Consider the following 18,042-nt stretch of genomic DNA (forward strand, 5'->3'; position numbering starts at 1 on the left):
CATAGCTGTTTTCCCCATGTCCTCCCTCACACCCCCAATATCAACCGCGCACAGGTAAAATAGATAAAGAGCCCCGTGATATCCACCACCGTGGTGAGGGCCGGGCTGGCTACCACCGCCGGGTCGAGGCGGAGCCTGGCCGCTCCCATGGGGAGGAGGGCGCCCACGAGGGTGGAGGTGATCACCTGGATGGCCAGGGCCAGGACGATGGCCCCTCCCACCTGGGGCAGGGTAAAGCCTCCCGGAATGGGGCTGCCTCCGGAGAGGAGCTGGACCTTGATCCAGGCCACACAGGCCAGGACGGCTGCCAGCATCAGGGCGATCTTGAGCTCTTTGCCTAAAACCTGCAGCATATCCTTGGCCGAAATTTCATTGAGGGCCAGGGCCCGTATCACCACGGTGGCGGACTGGCTGCCCGTGTTGCCGCCGGTATCGGCCAGCATGGGCATGTAAAGGGCCAGGATCAGCAGGTGGCTCAAGGTGGCCTCAAAGTGATGGAGGATGCCTCCCGAGACGAGGCCTGCTGCCGCCAGGCCCACCACCCAGAGGACACGGTTTTTAAAATGCGTCAGGGCCGGAGTGCGCAGGTAGGAGGCGGCGTCGTGGCTGCCCTGAATGGCCATGAACTTTTCCAGGTCCTCGGTGTGTTCCCGGGTGATGATGTCGATGGCGTCGTCGTGGGTGATGATGCCCACCAGGGCATCGCCGCCGTTGATCACCGGCAGGGCGATGAGCCCGTACTTCTGGATCTGGCGCGCGGCAAACTCCTGATCGTCCGTGACTCGGACGGAGATGACGCCTTCGTTCATGATCTCTTCCACCAGCTCATGGGCTGGGGCCAGGATCAGGTCCTTCAGGGATGCAAAGCCGATGAGCCTGCGCCCTTCATCCACCACATAGGCATAGTAGATGGTCTCTTTGTCCGGGGCTTCCCTGCGGAGCTTGTCAATGGCATCGGCCGCCGTGAGGTCCGGGGAGAGGGTGGCGTAATCCGAGGTCATGACGGACCCGGCGCTCCCTTCGTGGTAGGAGGAAAGCTTTCGGATGTCTTCCCGCTCGGCCACTGCCAGGGCCGAGAGGATGCGCAGCCGCCTGTTCTCCGGGATCCGGGCGAGAAGGTCCACCCGGTCGTCGGGGGACATCTCCGTCACCAGCTGGGCCAGCTCGCGGCGGCTCAGGATCTCGGCAACGTCCGCCTGAAACCATTCGTCCATTTCGGAGAAGATCTCCGCGGCAAGGGAGAGCGGTCCCGTGCCAAGGACCTGCCAGGCCTCCGTCGGGGTGAGGGCCGACAGAAATTCGGCGATGACGCGGGGGTGTCCGCTGTCGAGGAAGAGGCCAAGGGCCTCGTGATTGTCGGATTCAAGGTAATCTCGCAGCTCAGGGACGAGGAGCGGGTTTTTCATGGTAAACCTCCCTGATGGTGTCCGCGCCGCGCGCGTCACCATAAAGAAAGGCTCACCGGGTTACGCGATGGGCGTGACGGGGTGTGCTTTTGGGGAGGGATCGCAGAGCGGTCGGATACATGTTGTGGTCTTTTCAGGAGCGGGCTGACTGCCGCCTTCCGAATCGTTCATTTCCTGTTCCTGTATGTGATCTGTTGCTCTGACGTGCAGAGTGTGCATGGTCACGTGATTTCGTCTTGCCTTGCGGCAAGCCACCTGTGCCAGGAGACTAAAGGATAAGGGGAAAACCCCTGCCCCATAAAACCCTCCCGGCAAAAACGGTGGGGACGATAACACCCCGGATCGGTTTGTGCAACCGAAACGTTTTTTCTCAGGGCGTTTTGTTGGCGCGTCGGGTTCGAGCCATGGTCCTTGGACTGGTGAACATAAATAGCCATACAGTGGGGTGCCGGCGGTAACCTCACCTTGCCGCCGGATGCAGCCAGGTTAAAGATGCCTCCGGCGGCCCCGCCGGGGGCTAAACTTCTGCCTGATTTTATAACGACGGGTTTAATAAACAGGCATTAAAAAGCAAATTCAGGCCAATCAAAATCAAAAGCGAATGTGATTTTCCCTGAGGAACGAAGGGGAAAGCGCATTCGCAACCTGCTTTCGAGGTGGCACACCTCGCCGCCGGAGGCATCTTTTTATTTTATTGCCGCAGCCTTACCTGGGGATGGTTACCCCGTTTTCTTCAGCCAGCCTGAAAAAATGCCCTTTGTACCAGTGTACCGCCTGGTAAAATTGATACCAGCGGCTCGTAGCAAAATCAGGGCCGGCAAGGGCTCCTTCGACCTTTCGTTTGTCATAGGTTTTTTTCGTGAAATTGGAGAAGGCATCCTTGAGCCAGAGAAAATGGTCGTAGTGAAGCTCTTTGTCTGCGGCGTCCAGAAGGTTCAGTTTGACCATGGTTTGTTGCCAGTTTTTGATCCTTTTTCTGTCGCTGTGTACCTCGGCAAGGAGGGTGTTGAACAGGGGGGTGGTGTCCCTGGGCCCGGCATCGGGGTCTTTGTATTCGGGGTGCCTTTCAAGGTAGTCCGTGAGATGCCCGTGGATGCTGGTAAAGGCCTCTTTGAACCGGTTGGGGTTTATCACCTCGGAGATGGTGAACTGGGATGAAAAATTGTCGCTGAAGTCGTAGTGGTAGCTCCAGGTGAGGTGGGGCACGTCCGGGAAGCTCAAGGCCCGTCCGTGACCGTAGGCAGGGGCCACGGCATGGAGCGCCCGGTCCAGGGTCTCACCGAGCCTGCTCTTCTGCAACTGCATCACCCATTTTTTGAAGACGTGCCGTGGAACAAGGGGGGCTTTGGCCGTGGCGGTAAGGTTTTCGATGCTGTTGACCTTGCTCAAGAGTCCTGAGAACCCTGCATGGGAGAAGGTGTCGGCATAGGCGTGAAGGACCATGCCCAATTTCACCAGGTCGTTCTCCTCCTTGGCTTTTTGAAGGATCGACTCGATGATGGGTGACTTCTTTTTGCAACGGAGCTTTCGGGTAAAGTTTTTCCCTTCGCATCCCGGCACGAAGTGAAAGGCGCAGGTGTTTCCGGTCATGGAATCGTAGTTGTAGGTGTCAAGTTGGGCGTAGGAGTGGCAGGTGGCCATGTTGAAAAAGGCCGGTTTGCCGTCGATGGTTTCCGGCTCCACACCCTTCGGCTTTTTGGCCAGGACCATGTGGTTGATTTTGGCATCGTCGACATACTGGGAGGCATAGGCGATGGTGCCTGCCGCATCTTTTGTAAAGCCGCAGGCCCTGCAGAAAGCCAGGATGCCGTAGTAGTGAGCGTCAATTTTCATGGATCCTCCGGTGGTGTAAACTTCATGTCGATTTGAGTTGTTATCATTGTTTGGAAATATTCAGAATCTTCCTATGCGTTGACCTGATGATTTCTACAGGCCGTCGAAGCTTGATTTCTGGATGAAAATATAACGAGAAATACATGATTTCGTACGTAAGTCAAGATTGTTAAGACGTTTTTACGGTGTCAAACGTGGGGCCTCGCCGGGCGGTTTTATACTCACGGGTATGCCACACAGGGCCGTGGGGATGGGTGTGAAGGGTTTTACTGCTTTTTTTGAATCGTAAGGCAGGGTGTACGAGGGGGAATGGATGCGCGACCACGGATGACGATGCGTTGATCTGTGGCGGGGCGTATGACCACGAAGGACACCAAAAAAAGAACGGCTGGGCCTTAACCCGGATATTTTACGGGTCGAGTGCGCCCATATCTTTTCACGTCCTTCGCGGTCGAAGGGTTTATTAGAATAGTCGCTTGACGCCCAGGGTCATGGGCATGAAGTCGTTGTCGTCGATGTCACCGCATGTGAGGTAGTAAGAGATCTCCCCGAAGAATAGGACGCTTTCAGACACGTAGGCGTCCACCCCGGCTCCCGCACGGAACACCGCACCCCAATCCGACTCCGAGTTTTGGATGTCCTGAAAGTCCACACTGGCTGTGAGGTCTGCAACCCCGGCTCCCACCAGGCAATAGGGTTGAACCTTCCCTTCACTCGGGTACCACTTTGCGTTGGCGGTAATCGCATAGCCGTCCAGCTCGAAGGCCTCGATGCCGGCGACGCTGCCGTCAAACCCGTCGATGTAGAGATAGTCGATTTCCGCTTCAAGGGAATCGCTTATCCGGTACCCCAGCTTGACATTAAATCCCACGCTCTCGTCGAAATCGATGCCGTTTGATCCGGTATCGATGTTTTCGTGCAGGTTGGATCCTCCGACGCCTATGGATACTTTTGCCATGGCGCAACAGGGGGAGAGTACACAGATGACACAAAACGACAACAACAGGTTTTCGAAACACTTTTTCATGGGTGACCTTCTTTTGGTGGTTGATTGCATGTCAGCGGTCACATGGCAGTGGCCGGTATGATGTGACTTGCTATTTTTTAAAATTATTTCTTAGTAAATTTTAACTTCATAAAAAAAGAGGTGATAGCAAATATGATAGTGCATAGCAACGTTTCTTTTGGGGTTGAAGTAATGTTTATTTTAATGCTCAGTTTGTTAAAAGTTTGCCAAAATTCTGCCAAAATTTGGTTAAAATTTAGATTTTTACGATATAAATCTTTGATAATTAGGTATTTAAAAACGCGGGTGTAATATTTATCTAAAAAATAGTTAGTATTTCATTGACATGGTAAGTTCTCTTTGAAATACAACGTCAGTTTTTGACTTGATTTAATTTGTTGTAATGAATTTTTTACGAAGAGGTGGCCGTTTGTCGAATCGGTTTGCGTTGGGTCTTGTCGCTGCGTTGTGTCTCTGCCTTTTTTGCACCCCGGGAAGTGCCTCGGAGCACCATGCAGGCAGTGACCCGCTGCTTCCAAGGGTGTGGTCCGTTTTTGTGCCGTCGGATGGCGAGCTGGGAGCCTTGCATGAGTCGTATGCCGGTCGCGTGTTTCTCCATGATGAGGACATTGCCGTTGATAAAAAGGGCGTTCCGCTCTTCGGTGCGGGGACCAGCGAAGGGGTCGTGTACGCATCGGGGATCTGCGTGGGAGGTGATGAACTTCTTGTTGAAAACAGCGCCGCAGTCACCCTGAGGGCAGCGTATCCCGCCATGGAAGCAGTGGGCCGTGTGGATTCTGTTTCCAAATCCTTTGGCATGAGTCTTTTAAACGGTGGCATCGCTTTGAATAACGGGTCCATTGACGCCGGGACTACCGGCGAGGCGGTCCGTTTGTCGACGGACGGCCGGTATGCTGAGGTGGGGGCCGACCTGGTGGCCCTCTCCTGCGGCATGTGGGCAACCCGGTCGGGGCAGCTTGCCTTTTCAAGTGCCCCTGCACCGTCGGATTCTGCTGGGACAGACTGCCTGGCCTTGAATCGTGGGAGGATATCGGTCTCATCCGGCCTTGGGGGGCATGCTGCCGGCCTGGATGCCACATACAGGACCCGATCCCTGGCCTACGGGATGTATTGTGATGTGGACAGCGTCGGCGTGAACACCGGCCAGATTTCCGCCACAGCAACCGGCGGCATGCGGCTTGCGACCAACACCTCACCCATGGGGGCGGATGTCAGCGCCTGCGGGGTGCATGGCAAGTCCGGCTCGGTGGTGATCAATACAGGGGGCATCGCCGCCACGGCGCATGGGGATCGCCTTGAAGATCCCGGGACCGCAGGGACCCCATCTGCTGCGGGCACAGTCCGAGCTCAGGCCATGGGTCTTTGGGGCGGCACAGGGGCGGCAGTGGTCAACATGGGGGAGGTGGTGGTGACAGCCGACGGTGGCGATGCGGGCGACAGCCCTCTGGGCGGTGCGTACGGGTTGGTGGGCAGCACCGGAAGCCGACTCGTCAATACCGGCACAATTTCCGTTTCGGCCCGTTCCCGAGGTACGGCCAACGCCTATGGCATTGTCTCCACAGGGGATGCGGAGCTCTACTCCACGGGAACCATTGATGTCCTTGCATGGTCCGAAGCGGGGGATGCCAATGCCTATGCTGTGTATGCCGCTGACGGCCGGTTGGCCGTCAAGGGTTACGGGGTTCACCTGGCTCACGACTCCCATGTCCTTCAAGGGGTCTGGGGCCACTCTGCCACCGGTTTCTTTGATCTTACAGATGCCACCCTCTATGTAAGCATTGATGAGGATACCCCCTTTGAGACGCCCTACCGCATCGATGGGGCCGTTGCCGGCGAAACGCACAGATTTGCCCGCCTGGACGGGGCGTTCCCTGAGGATATCGCCCTGGTCAGCGTCAACAACAACGAAGCTGTGCTGCTTCGCTACGCCCCCGCGTTCAACCCCGCCATGAAAGCCCTGCAGCAGACAACACGCGTAATGACCCAATGCATCACCATGGCGGATGAGGCTTTGATGAACGCTGCGTTGAAGCAGGCTTCCAGGAACATGGCCGAAGGCGGGCCCGGAGAGGGCCGTGGCACCGAAGGACGCACCTTGTTTTTGACGCCCTTTGCCATTCGGGCTGATGAGGACGTGTATGAGGCCGAGGACCGCGGGGTCTGCGGGGGTGGGACACGCGCCTGGGGTCGGGACACCCTGGCTGGTGTGCATTTTGTCCTCGGGCGCGGGCAACAGGATTTTGATCCTGCACGGTTTCAGGACAGGGAAACCCGCATGACCCATGCCGCCATCGGGGTGCAGGGTTTCCACCGGTTCACCTCCAGGGCTTCCCTTCGCCTTTCTTCCACCTTTTTTTATTCCACCCACGATTTTGAAGACAAGGATCCCCGGAACCTGGAAGAGGCCGATTACAAAAACCAGGGCCTCATCACCCGGCTGGCGGGGAGTTACGCCTTTTATCCAATTGCAAATTCAGTTCTTTCCCCTGAAATCGCCCTGCGGCATGAGTGGGTGCACCAGGATACCTTTACCACCGACCACATGGGCTGGATGGGCACACGTTACGGGGGGCTCCATGAGCATGAACTCCATGGGGAGGCAGCCCTCGATTGGAGAGGCCGCTTTAAAAAGGGGGACACCGACATTCACCCCCGGCTCCGTCTTTTCGCCGAGCAGGTCTTAACCGGCGGCACCATGACCGGAAGCATGGCCCTTGCAGACCACCGGGCAACCCTTGCCGACCGGCAGAACGATCCCTGCTTCGGTGCTCAATTGAGCGCTGGGATCACAAAGGGCGAGACCTCCCTTGCTCTGGGCTACACCGGCCGAATCGAGGAGGAGGTTACTCAGCAGAGCGGATGGGTGAGCGTTCAGGTGAATTTTTGAGGGAAGAATGCCTCCGGCGGCCCTGCCGGGGGCCAACCTTTTGAAGCGTTTGACAAATAAGTCTTGGTTGCTTGTTTAGTAAATCTGGGTGGTTAATTATCGGCCCGAGGGTCCACATGCGCTCTTGTTTGTGCTCAACCGAACAATTTGCGTCAGTGGGCTGCGATGCAGCAGAAGGCGATCAACCCAGGCTGTATTCTATGAGATATGAAGGGGTAATGGTGAAGGAAATGAAGGTGAATAGCAGGGCTAAGTATCGTTGGTATTGGCTGCCGGTGCTTTTGGTGTTGGTTTTGGGCATGGTCGGGTGTGGCGGGGGAAGTTCATCTGGGGATGGCAGGGGCATACCAAGTGGTGATGAGGCGCGGGATAAACCCTCTGTTCTTTTGCAGCCCAAGCGGGTGACGGCAACTTCGGGTGAGTCGTCTGTTGTGCTCAGCTGGGAGGCTGTCAATGAAGCAACCCATTATACGGTTTATTGGTCTTTAAGCCCTGAACCGGATCCGAAAAGCGAATTGATCGAAGTAACGGATATCAAGAATACTTCTTGGGCCCATAACAGACCTGTGCGTGGAAAAAAAATCTATTATGTGGTTGTGGCGGAAGACGGTACCCGATCCAGTGAGCCTTCAGGAGTTGTTTTTGCAAAGATGGAACTGTTGGAAACTCCGAGAAACGTCGAGGTAATAAAAGGTGAGGGCGAACTCACCATCACCTGGGATTCTGTTCCGGGCGCCCAGAGCTATATCCTTGCTTGGCGTGATGAGAACAGTTTGAATTGGGACAACACGGTGTCGATTGGTGGAGAAAATACTCAGTGGATTTATGAAGGTGCGATCCGTAACATGGAATATTCTTTTCGAATTAGTGCAGTTGATGGTGAAGATACAAGCTGTATGAGTGATATGGTTTCTGAACATTGTGACAAGGGAATGCTTCCAACGCCGCAGGGGCTGCGCGCAGTTCAGAATATTGCCCCAGACGATGATGGCGTGACGCTTTATTGGAATACAGTGGTCGATGCGGATAGCTATACGATTTACTGGTCTGAATCCCGGACTGTCGATGCTATACTTAGTGGTGATAAGTGCTCGAATATCATGGGGGAATCGTATGCGGTTGAGGGCCTCGAAAAAGGAAAAACCTATTACTTTGTGTTGGTGGCTTTGGATGGGGATTGGTGTAGCGACAGCTGTGCTCCGGTATCCTCTTTCCTGCTGGATGGGCCAATAGATAATATGTCTGCTCCTGTTGGACGTGGTGACGTTGATTTCGCTAAATTGCCTGCAGGTTCGTTTTGGATGGGGTCGCCTGACTCCGGACCTGGTCTTATAGACAATGAGGATCTCCATCGCGTAACGTTTACCCACGATTTTTACATGATGACGACAGAGGTGACCCAGCAGCAATGGAAAGATGTAATGGGAACGAACCCCTCGAATTTTACATCAGAACATAGACCTTTTCCGGGGATGCCATTTTTTGTAGATTGTTTCGATTCGCCCGTTGAATCGGTTTCTTGGCCTGCGGTGCAAGAATTTATCGACAAGCTGAACGAAGATGAGAGCCAAGCATTAAGATATAGGCTTCCTACCGAGGCGGAATGGGAATATGCTGCTCGTGCAGGCACAAGCACCCCCTATGCCATAGGAGATGGGTATGAGATTACCGAGAGTCAGGCCCGTTTCAATTTTGATTCATTCATGGGGAATGGGACCGTTGTCGTAGGAAGTTTCAATACTCCTAATGCGTGGGGGCTCCACGATATGCACGGAAATGTCGCAGAGTGGGTTGCGGACGCTTGGCAGGATCATCTAGGAGCAGCTCCGAAAAGATTCCCAGATGATGGGATTGTTACAGGCGGGAGTGTGCATTGTGTTCGGGGGGGCAATTGGTCTCAAGGAAAAACATACTGTCGCTCTGCCCGTCGTGTTGGAAGTTCCGGCGGCAATAAGCTTACCGGCTTTCGGCTCGCTGCGGACCTGCGTTAATAAGCCCCGCGGAAAGTGCCCCTCCATATCATATCGGTACAAGCCGCCGAGCCTTAGAGGGCTTGAGGAGATGCCTGCGTCGTTCATGCCCTTGCGCTTTCGAGGTGGCTCACCTCGCCGCCGGAGGCATTTTTGAGTCTTTCCCGTTTTATCCTTTTATTCCGTAGCGCCGGCCGTTTTTTTCTGGTTTTGTTCTTTCAGTTCTTCCGGGGTGTGCCGGATGCCGACCCGGAAGATGGCAAAGCCCGGGCTGACAAACTGGTTCTGGGCGCGTCCCAGGATGGTGCCGTTGAGGGGGGACAGGGTCTGGTGCACGTCGTTGGTGACCGGGTCGATGATTTCGGCCAGCAGGTCTCCTTTTTTAACGGATGCGCCGAGTTTGACTTTGTTCATGAGGATGCCACCTGCTTCGGCACGGACCCACTCGCTGCCGTAAAAGACGGGCTGGGGGGTGGGCAGGAGTTTTAATTTTTCCACCATGCCCACGTTTTTTAAAAAGGTGCGTATGCTTTTGACGCCGGTGGTCACCTTGTCGGGCTCCAGGCTCAAGGGGCCGCCGATTTCCATGACCACTGCGGGGATGCCCGAAGCGGTTGCGGCACTGCGGAGGCTCCCCTCCGGGGCTGTGTTTTGAAGGGCTGTCAATTCACCAAAACTTTTGGCTATGTCGGCCACCTGGTCCACGGAGAGGTCGGCACGGAGCTGGGGCAGGTTTTCCCGGAAGAAGGAGCCGGTGTGGATGTCGATGAGCATGTCGCACGGGTTGATGATGTCCGTAAACAGGGCGTGGGCCACACGGCTGGGGTAGGAGCCCTTGGGGTTGCCGGGAAAATAGCGGTTGAGGTCCCTCCGGTCGCCGATGTAGCGGTCTCGCCGCCAGAACCCTTCCAGGTTGACGATGGGGACCCCCACCACCACCCCTTTGAGTTTTTTCGGGTCAATGTCGTGGACCACCTGGCGGATTATTTCGATGCCGTTGAGTTCGTCGCCATGGATGGCGGCGGTCAGGGCCAGGACAGGCCCCGGTTTTGTTCCGTTGATGACAATGACGGGCGTTCCCACCGTTACGCCGCCCGGAGCCTGAACCGAGAACCACTTGAGGGTCTTCATGGTGCCGGGCATGACGGTTTCCCCGATGAGTTTGAAGGGCTTTGCCGTTTGGGATTCAAAGGTCTCTTTGATCTGTTTGGTGTCATGGGCCGCAGGGGGTGCGGCGGGCGGTTCGGCCTCACCTTTGTCTGTGATGGTTTCCGTGGCCATGGCCGGGCATGTGAGAAGCAGAACCAGAAAAATCAGCCAGTGGGTTTTCATAATCCTCCTTCAGCCCTCAAGGCATGGTTTCATGGATGATGGCGGTGGTGGGGCTGTGTGGGCCGACCACGTCCATGGGGAGCATGGGGGAGAGCATGGGCACTGTGTGGCATTTTGGTGATGGATGGGCCGCTGTGTTGTGCAGGTGGGACTGGTTTGACAGCTTGTCTTTTGTACCGTGTTTGGGTTGGAAGTGTCTATTCTTTTTCGGTATTTTGTGATGGTTGGCAGCTGAGGTCAAAGGGGAGGCAGGGCCCGGCCCTATCCTCCCCTCTATCTTTTACCTGGTCATCAGAATCGGACGACGTCCACCATCTGCTTGAGCTGTTCGGACAGGTTTTTCAGCTTTTCAACGTTGTCGCTGACCTGGGCGCTGTTGGTTGACATGACGCCTGCTGCCTGGTCCACCTGGTTGATATCATGGGTGATCTCCCCTGCGACAACGGCGCTCTGGGCGATGCTTTCGGTGATGTCCTGATTTCCCCTGGAAGCCTGGGCAATGTTGTCGGCGATCTCCTTGCTTGTGACGGATTGCTCCTCAATGGCCGAGGCAATGGTGGTGACCAGTTCATTTAACTGGGTGATGACGTCTGAAATGCCCTGGATTTCCACAATGGCGTCCTGGGTTGCGCCCTGTATTCCGTCGATGCGGGTCTTGATCTCCAGGGTTGCTTCGGAGGTCTGGACAGCCAGTTCTTTGATTTCGCTTGCCACCACGGAAAACCCTTTTCCCGCTTCCCCGGCCCGTGCGGCTTCGATGGTCGCGTTCAGGGCAAGGAGGTTGGTCTGCTCGGAGATCTCCTTGATGGCTTCGGTGACCTGACCGATCTCATGTGCCGATTTTCCCAGGGTGTCTACCTTGGTGGACGCCTTGCGGGACAGGACCACCGCTTCATCGTTGATCCCGCGGGCTGTGGCGGTGTTGATGCCAATCTCGTTGATGGTCGCGGTCATCTCTTCCAGTGCGGCAGCCACCATGTTGATGTTGGTGGCCGACTGCTCCGTGGCCGCCGACACCGAGTTCATGTTGGTGCTCATCTCTTCTGCGGCTGCAGCCACTGTGTTCGATTTGCCTGAGGTCTCAGCTGATCCGGACACCATCTGAGTCGACACGGTGTCGAGTTCAGCGGTGGAGGCGGTGAGGGTGTTTACCCCGGAATGGATGTTGGTGAAGGTCTCCCGGAGTTTGATCGCCATGGTCTCCATGTCCTTGTAGACACCGTGGAGCGCGTTGTTCCTGTCGTATGTAAAGGAGATCAGGAAGTTGCCGCCGGCAATGTTGCGGGCCACCTCCGCCATTTCAGCCGGGTCGCAGCCCAGTTGCCTTAAGACGCTGCGGGTAAGGAAGATGACAATGAGGGCACCTGTAAGCAGGGCGCCCAGGCTGATGCAGATAATCAGGACGATACCCCGGTGGTTGGAGGCCTTCAGGCGGGGGCCGATTTCATCCTGAACCCCCTTGATGTCGAGCTTGATCTCATCGATGAGGCGAGCCACCTCGGGGCCGATGCGGTCCAGGGTGTCGGTGATGATTTGGTTTCGGGTATCGCGAAGGGAGAGGGCCTGGTCGAATCCTTGGAGGTAACGGTCTTTTTCCGCCTTGATTTTGGAGAGCGGGGCCGCATAGTTGCTGCCCTCTTCAGCGAGGTGATTCAGGGCTTTTTGCATCAGCTCGAACTCGGAGATCACCCGGTCGGCATCGGCACGGTCACTGCTGACGAAAAAGCCCGTTCTGTACACTCGGCCGATGAGCATATGTTCCATGGCAACCCCTGCTTCATAGGCCGCATCCGTATTGTTGTCTCGCCTGGCCGATTCGAGGATGCCCGCCAGCAGTGTTTCCATACCGGTGCCCGTGGGGTTCAGGACGTCGTTGATGAGATCTGTTTCCTGTTTTTGAAGGTCCACCACCCTGGTAAAGGCTTCGTTGTAACGGACAACAGAGGCTTCGATGTCCCTCATTTTTGCGGCATGCTCAGGGTGGTTGATTTCGCCGGATGCCCGCCCCAGGAGTGCCGCCATCTTATCGTAGTACCCTGAAAATTCTTCCCGGTTGGTTTCATTTCCGGAGATGAGGAACTCTTTGACGTTCATGCGCGTCATGAGCATATTGGCCTGGATACGGCCGGACAGGTTGGCGTTGCGGGCCATTTCCCGGTAGCTTTCAAATCCCTTGGATGCGCCGTTTAACTTGACGATGCCCAGCAGCGTGGTGGCCGCCAGCAGGGCCAGGACCATGGTAAATCCCAGGATGAGTTTGGCTTGAAGGGTCATTTTTTTCAGGGTGTTCATCGGGTGTGTTTCTCCTAATCAAAAGGTGTTCTATGGATAAAGAATTATCCGTAACTCAAGCCCCATGGCGTGCACCCGCACGAGTCCGCAGATCAAGGTGCCCGTCAGCACTCAAGTCAGCGACGGGTTGGGTAAAACATGTATTTGGGTCTGGAAAATAGTTAGGGGTGGAAAAACCGAAACACGCTCATATGAGGTGAGGCCTTTGCCCGACGGGAACTGTCGGGATTCGGTCTGGTGTGTTTTTTGTCTCCCCGGGTTGGGTAGTGAGGCGTTATGAACCGTAACGATTCAAACGGAAGGCCTTTGGTTGTATGGCAAGTCGTGCAGGTTGCCATTTACCGTTTTATAAGTGTCTTTCCAGCCTTCCCGGCCTGAAGCAGATGTGTCCTTTCCTGGATTATAAACAATATTTCATACAATTTCTTATAAAAATCAGGAGAGCTATTACCTCAACCGATATGGATAGTCAAACAGAAAAAAGAGGGAAAGAAGGAATTCGTTTCGGCTGGTATTGCTGTGTTTTAGAAGTAACCTTGTCAAGGGCGCTGGCCGTGCTTTCCTTTGCGTGTTAACTCGGGGGGATAGGGCGTGTTGCGGTGTATTGGTGAACCCTCTGGCTGTCTTGTGTATGATGTCAAAGAGATAGAAGGCGCGTGCATTTGTCATTGTGAACGTTTTGGTCAGAGGCGGTGTCAGGGCGTGATGAGCCGACGGTGACGGTTTGCTGAACTGGCATACATGATTTGCTTTCCTTTGTACTTCACAATTTCTTTGACATCTCTCCGGTGGTGAGTTACTTTTTTTTCCATTCGAAGAAATGGCAAACAGTCATTTCATACATAAAGATATTCAGGTGCCGGCCGGTTTATGGCCAGCATAACAAGGAATCCTGTGCAACTCAGGAACGGGCCCGCCGCTGTAACCGGGGACGAACGCCGCACGCAAGCCACTGTTGATATTTGACGGGAAGGCGCGGCAAGTAGGCTGATCCGGGAGTCAGAAGACTTACCTGAATAATTAGGTTGATTTTTCATTCGTGGTAAAGGGTGAAAAATAGCATTGTGGAATGAAAACGGTATCCCACACAGGCGTTGATCTGTGTGGGTTTTTTTGTTTCCCGGCGCGGTAGCGAAGGGAAGAAAAGACCCGCACGGTACGTGGATCATTCATGGTCGGAGCTGCGGCCATGAGCGTTGGGGAGACGGGGCGGATGGCCCGGTTTCCCTCTATGTGTGGGGGCCGGATGGGTATGCCCGCCTCGTTTCCCCATGCATGCCGGTTTAATTTTCAAGGGATGTGAGGAACGAGGAATGTTGAAACGTCATGTGAAGCACCTGGCCTGTACAGGTGTGGCAGCCATTGTTTTATGCTCCGCAGGGGTTGTGTCCGCAGGCACAGCCGCAGGAGAGTCGCTGAATGAAGTTGTGGTCACCGCCGAGCGGTTTCCCACCGGGGAAAAAGAGACCCCGCGGTTTGTGACCATGTATTCATCGGAAGAGCTTATGGAGACAGGGGCGGATAACCTGGCCCAGGCCCTGAGAAGAAAAGGGGGGTTCTCCTACAAATCCTTCGGACCCCAGGGGGTCTCCTTCGGTGGCATGAACAGTGAGATCACCGCCAGGGGGGTCTCCAAGGGCACCCTGATCCTGGTCAACGGCTGTCCGGTTCAGGGTGCCGCCGGTCAGGGGTACGACCTGGACATGATTCCCTTAGAGCAGATCGAGCGGGTGGAGGTGATGAAAGGGGCGGCTTCTACCTTGTACGGGGCCGATGCCATGGCCTGCGTGGTGAACATCATTACCAAGAAGAATGCCAAATCCACTCGGGCATCCGTGGCTGTCGAAGCCGGGTCCCACGGGCATCGCACGGCAAGCGCCGAGGTCAGCAGCCCCCGGGTAAACGTCGGCGTCTCCTACGCCCACCTGGACGCCGTGGACAAGATCTCTCAGGCGACCTACCCCAACTCAACCAAAAGTATCGGTTACTCCTACGCACGGGACGCCGTGGACAGCGGTGGCCTGAACCTCAACGCCACCCTGGCCGATGGCCTCCATTTTGACTACCTTGGGAGCATCAGTACCACCGGGTATACGAAAAATAAGGATACGGGGGTCGTGGACAAGGAGACGGATCAGGAGCACGTCAAGCACTTTGCCGACCTCCGGTTCGAAAAGGAGCACGTCAAGCTCAAGGCCTTCGGCTACCTTGACCAGCTGGACCGGGAGGAACGTACAAGCAAAGGGCTCACCGACGAGAGCAACAAAAACTACAACTACGGGGTGCAGGGCGATTACCGGGCCAGTCTGGGTGGTGTGGAACTCACCACCGGGGCGGATTATGTCTACCGGGGCGCCGACTACGACGAGAAGTACGGCAGGCACCACAGGGACGATGTTTCTGTTTTTGTGCAAGCCAAAAGGGATTTTTTTGAATCCCTTACCGTGGTCCTGGGGTTCCGGGAGCAGTTGATTTACGGGGACTGCGACAACAAGGACTACGATATCTTTCTGCCCTCGGCAGGGGTGACCTACCGGGTCTCCCCCGGCTTGAACTTTTTTGCCAACGCCGGAAAGGCCTTTAAGGCTCCCACCTTCAACGATTTGTACTACAAGGGGGATGCCCTCACGGGCAATCCGGACCTCGACCCCGAGAGCGGCTGGACCTATGAAGGCGGGGTGAAGTACGACAACGACTACATGAGGGTGAGGCTGGCGGGCTTTCACATGACCTACGAAGACAAGATCGAGACCATGACCGTCGGCAAGGATACCACAAAGTTCAACGCGGGCGACTACGAGTCCACGGGGGTGGAGTGGGAAACCTCGTTTTATCCCTTTGTGAACCAAGCCTCGTTTCTGGATGCCGTCTCGTTGGACATGGCAGGTTACCTGGCCGATACAACGGCTGAAGACACCGACGGCGAAGAGTACCAGGCCGCGCCCGAGTTCCAGACCTCCGTGGGAGCATCCTATATCACCGAGCCTCTGGTGCTGAACCTGAATATCGATATCTTACGGGAGCGGGAGAGAGACCTGCCCAGCTACAACCCGGTAAACTTTGCAGGGAAGCTGGCATGCTGGAAGGGGTACCTGACCTTTGGCGTGGACAACATGTTCGACGAGACCGTGGTGACCTGGGGGGACAACACCCCCGGCAAGAAAAAGAACTACGAGTATTACGACCTGGGCCGGACCTACAAGCTCGGGTATGAGATGAGGTTTTAAAGGGGAGACAAGCAACCCTTGGGAGATGCTGCCACAGGGCGGCTTGCCGGTGGTACCCTGATCAGGCTCATAAAAACAGGCCATTCGAATTATCGAATGGCCTGTTTTTTCATGGTACGGGTGCGTCGGGGATCACCAACCAGGGGTAAAACGTTGCGGCAACCTGCTTCCAGTGTGGTTCACTTTACCGCCGGAGGCAGCCAAGTTAAAGATGCCTCCGGCGGCCCTGCCGGGGGCCAAACTTTTGAAAAGTTTGATAAACAGGTTAAAAAAACAGATTCAGTTTAATCTGAACCATAGGCGAATGTGATTTTCCCTGAGGGATGAAGGGGAAATCGCATTCGCAACCTGCTTTCGAGGTGGCTCACCTCGCCGCCGGAGGCAAGCTTTTTCTACCCAACTTTAACCATAGAAGGCAGCCAAATTAAAGATGCCTCCGGCGGCCCTGTCGGGGGCTAACCTTTTGCCTGATCTTAAAACGACGGGTTTAACAAACAGGTTTTAAAAGCAGATTCAGTTTAATCTGAATCAAAGGCGAATGTGATTTTCCCTGAGGAACGAAGGGGAAAACGCATTCGCAGTTTGCTTTCGAGGTGGCACACCTCGCCGCCGGAGGCATTGCTTTTGTTCTTTTTCTGAGTCCTTTTGACCCTGTGGTTAATCCGATTTTTAACCACAGAAGGCATCGCTTTTTGTCTGTTTTATTTTTGCGCAGCCCCTTACGTCATGGCGGCCTTGATTTCTGACGTAAGGGTGTCGCCGGCGGGGATCAGGGAGACATGTTTGATCTCGCCGTTGATCAGCATGGCCGGGGCATTTGCAAGGCCTATCCTGCCCATGAAGGCGACGTTTTCCGGGTACATGATGGAGCGCTCCACCACCTTGACCTTGTGGCCGAAGGGGGCGGCGGCGGCGTTGGCCGAGGCGACCATGTAGCCGCAGGCGGCGCAGGTCTGGGAGTCGATGGTGATCACTTCGATGAGGACGTGGTCCAGGCTCTCGTAATCGGGCAGCTCTATGTCGGGGAGCTCATCCTTTTTCACGTAGGTCTCAAGGACTTTTTTCGTGGCTTCTTTGTTCTGGACGGCCATGCCGATGCCCACGATGTTTTCAGGGGGCACGTTAAAGGGCACGTCGCAACCGGGGGCCAGGATGAAGTCCTTGGTGCCCAGGGCATCCATCAGGTCGATGGCGGCCTTCTGGTTGTCCTGCTGGGTGCCGAAGAGCATGGTGATGGTGAGCTGGAGGTTGCCGGAGATGAGGACCCCGTGTTCGTCGGTGACCTTCTTGGCTTCCACGATGTCCACGTTTTCGTCGATGGCAATGGCGTCGGGTCCGGTAAGGCACATGGCCGGGATGTTTTTCGTGGCGTCACCGCAGACAAAGAAGGTGGAGGGCATGTTCTGTGCCTTGAGCTTGTCAAAGAAGGCGGTGAAGGGCTCGCCCAGGAACTGGTCAAAGGAGGCCGGTGAAATCTGGGAGACCAGGGGATCCACGGCACCGATGACATCGCATCCCGCTTCTATAAGGTATCCCGCGTACTCGCTGACGACCTCTTCGCAGAAGGTGATGAGCTCTTTGACCTTTTCGGGCTGACCGTACATGTCCATGAAGATGTTGGTGCCGCGAAGGTGGGAAGCAAGGGTGAACGGACCACAGACCAGGCCGTAGAGGGCAATGTCGGGCTTTGCCTCTTTCAGGCGCCGGGTGGCTTCCATGATGATGGGGATGCGTCCGTCTTCCCTGGTGAGGCGCCTGGTGGGGATGGTGAAGTCGTCGGCAAGGGGGTGGGTGCACACCGTGGGAGGCGTGTTGGGGTACCACTTGAGATCGCATCCCAGGATTTCGGCTTCAACCTGCAGGTCAAACATGACGGGGAGGCCGTCCGGGGCATACTGTGCCACCGCCTCAAGGAGGCACTCCACGAGTTTGTCCACGTCCTTGAACATGTCATCGGCGGCGTACCCTTTAAGGTTTGCGATCTGGGCGCCGGTGTATGGTACCCAGGGGGTACGGGGAACCTCTTTGTGTTTGAGGGCGTTTAGTATAAGAGATTTGCTGTTCATGA

10 protein-coding genes and 1 riboswitch are annotated in these 18,042 nt (G+C 55.6%); of the genes, 4 read left to right on the forward strand and 6 right to left on the reverse strand.

Going from position 1 to position 18,042, the window contains the following annotated elements; translation table 11 throughout:
• Positions 1–26 precede the first annotated feature (26 nt).
• The 3 genes from mgtE to BLQ12_RS12960 form a co-directional block, all read right to left on the reverse strand.
• Positions 27–1,406 carry a magnesium transporter gene (gene mgtE, locus BLQ12_RS12950; RefSeq protein WP_092211084.1) on the reverse strand — a complete coding sequence of 460 codons (1,380 nt, stop codon included), beginning with the start codon at positions 1,404–1,406 and terminating at the stop codon, positions 27–29.
• 705 nt (positions 1,407–2,111) lie between these two features.
• Positions 2,112–3,239 carry a DUF6765 family protein gene (locus BLQ12_RS12955; protein WP_092211085.1) on the reverse strand — a complete coding sequence of 376 codons (1,128 nt, stop codon included), beginning with the start codon at positions 3,237–3,239 and terminating at the stop codon, positions 2,112–2,114.
• Between the two features lie 463 nt (positions 3,240–3,702).
• Complete coding sequence (locus BLQ12_RS12960; RefSeq protein WP_175469733.1) at positions 3,703–4,266, reverse strand: porin family protein; 564 nt, start codon at positions 4,264–4,266, stop codon at positions 3,703–3,705.
• A gap of 562 nt (positions 4,267–4,828) precedes the next feature.
• Here BLQ12_RS12960 and BLQ12_RS12965 point away from each other — a divergent pair.
• A complete protein-coding gene (locus BLQ12_RS12965) occupies positions 4,829–7,153 on the forward strand; it encodes an autotransporter outer membrane beta-barrel domain-containing protein (protein ID WP_175469735.1) in 2,325 nt (774 codons plus the stop codon).
• 218 nt (positions 7,154–7,371) lie between these two features.
• On the forward strand, positions 7,372–9,144 hold the full coding sequence (locus tag BLQ12_RS12970; protein WP_217640309.1) for an SUMF1/EgtB/PvdO family nonheme iron enzyme: 1,773 nt from the start codon (positions 7,372–7,374) through the stop codon (positions 9,142–9,144).
• 156 nt (positions 9,145–9,300) lie between these two features.
• On the opposite strand, the gene BLQ12_RS12975 is transcribed toward BLQ12_RS12970, so the two are convergent.
• Both BLQ12_RS12975 and BLQ12_RS12980 read right to left on the reverse strand, forming a co-directional pair.
• Positions 9,301–10,455 (reverse strand): succinylglutamate desuccinylase/aspartoacylase family protein, encoded by a 1,155-nt coding sequence (locus tag BLQ12_RS12975; protein WP_092211089.1) that lies wholly within the window; start codon positions 10,453–10,455, stop codon positions 9,301–9,303.
• 291 nt (positions 10,456–10,746) lie between these two features.
• The gene (locus tag BLQ12_RS12980; protein WP_092211090.1) at positions 10,747–12,747 is read right to left on the reverse strand and encodes a methyl-accepting chemotaxis protein; all 2,001 of its coding nucleotides are present in this window, start codon (positions 12,745–12,747) and stop codon (positions 10,747–10,749) included.
• An 837-nt stretch (positions 12,748–13,584) separates the two neighbouring features.
• A riboswitch (cobalamin riboswitch) is annotated at positions 13,585–13,777 on the forward strand.
• A 283-nt stretch (positions 13,778–14,060) separates the two neighbouring features.
• Here BLQ12_RS12980 and BLQ12_RS12985 point away from each other — a divergent pair.
• The gene (locus BLQ12_RS12985) at positions 14,061–15,974 is read left to right on the forward strand and encodes a TonB-dependent receptor plug domain-containing protein (protein ID WP_175469739.1); all 1,914 of its coding nucleotides are present in this window, start codon (positions 14,061–14,063) and stop codon (positions 15,972–15,974) included.
• Between the two features lie 18 nt (positions 15,975–15,992).
• Entirely contained in the window at positions 15,993–16,262 is a 270-nt protein-coding gene (locus BLQ12_RS27005; RefSeq protein WP_139163963.1) for a hypothetical protein, read from the forward strand.
• Positions 16,263–16,693: 431 nt separating this feature from the next.
• On the opposite strand, the gene BLQ12_RS12990 is transcribed toward BLQ12_RS27005, so the two are convergent.
• Positions 16,694–18,040 carry a uroporphyrinogen decarboxylase family protein gene (locus tag BLQ12_RS12990; RefSeq protein ID WP_092211092.1) on the reverse strand — a complete coding sequence of 449 codons (1,347 nt, stop codon included), beginning with the start codon at positions 18,038–18,040 and terminating at the stop codon, positions 16,694–16,696.
• Between the last annotated feature and the right edge of the window lie 2 nt (positions 18,041–18,042).

It is taken from the genome of Desulfoluna spongiiphila (assembly GCF_900101345.1).
In the GTDB taxonomy this organism is placed as follows: domain Bacteria; phylum Desulfobacterota; class Desulfobacteria; order Desulfobacterales; family Desulfolunaceae; genus Desulfoluna; species Desulfoluna spongiiphila.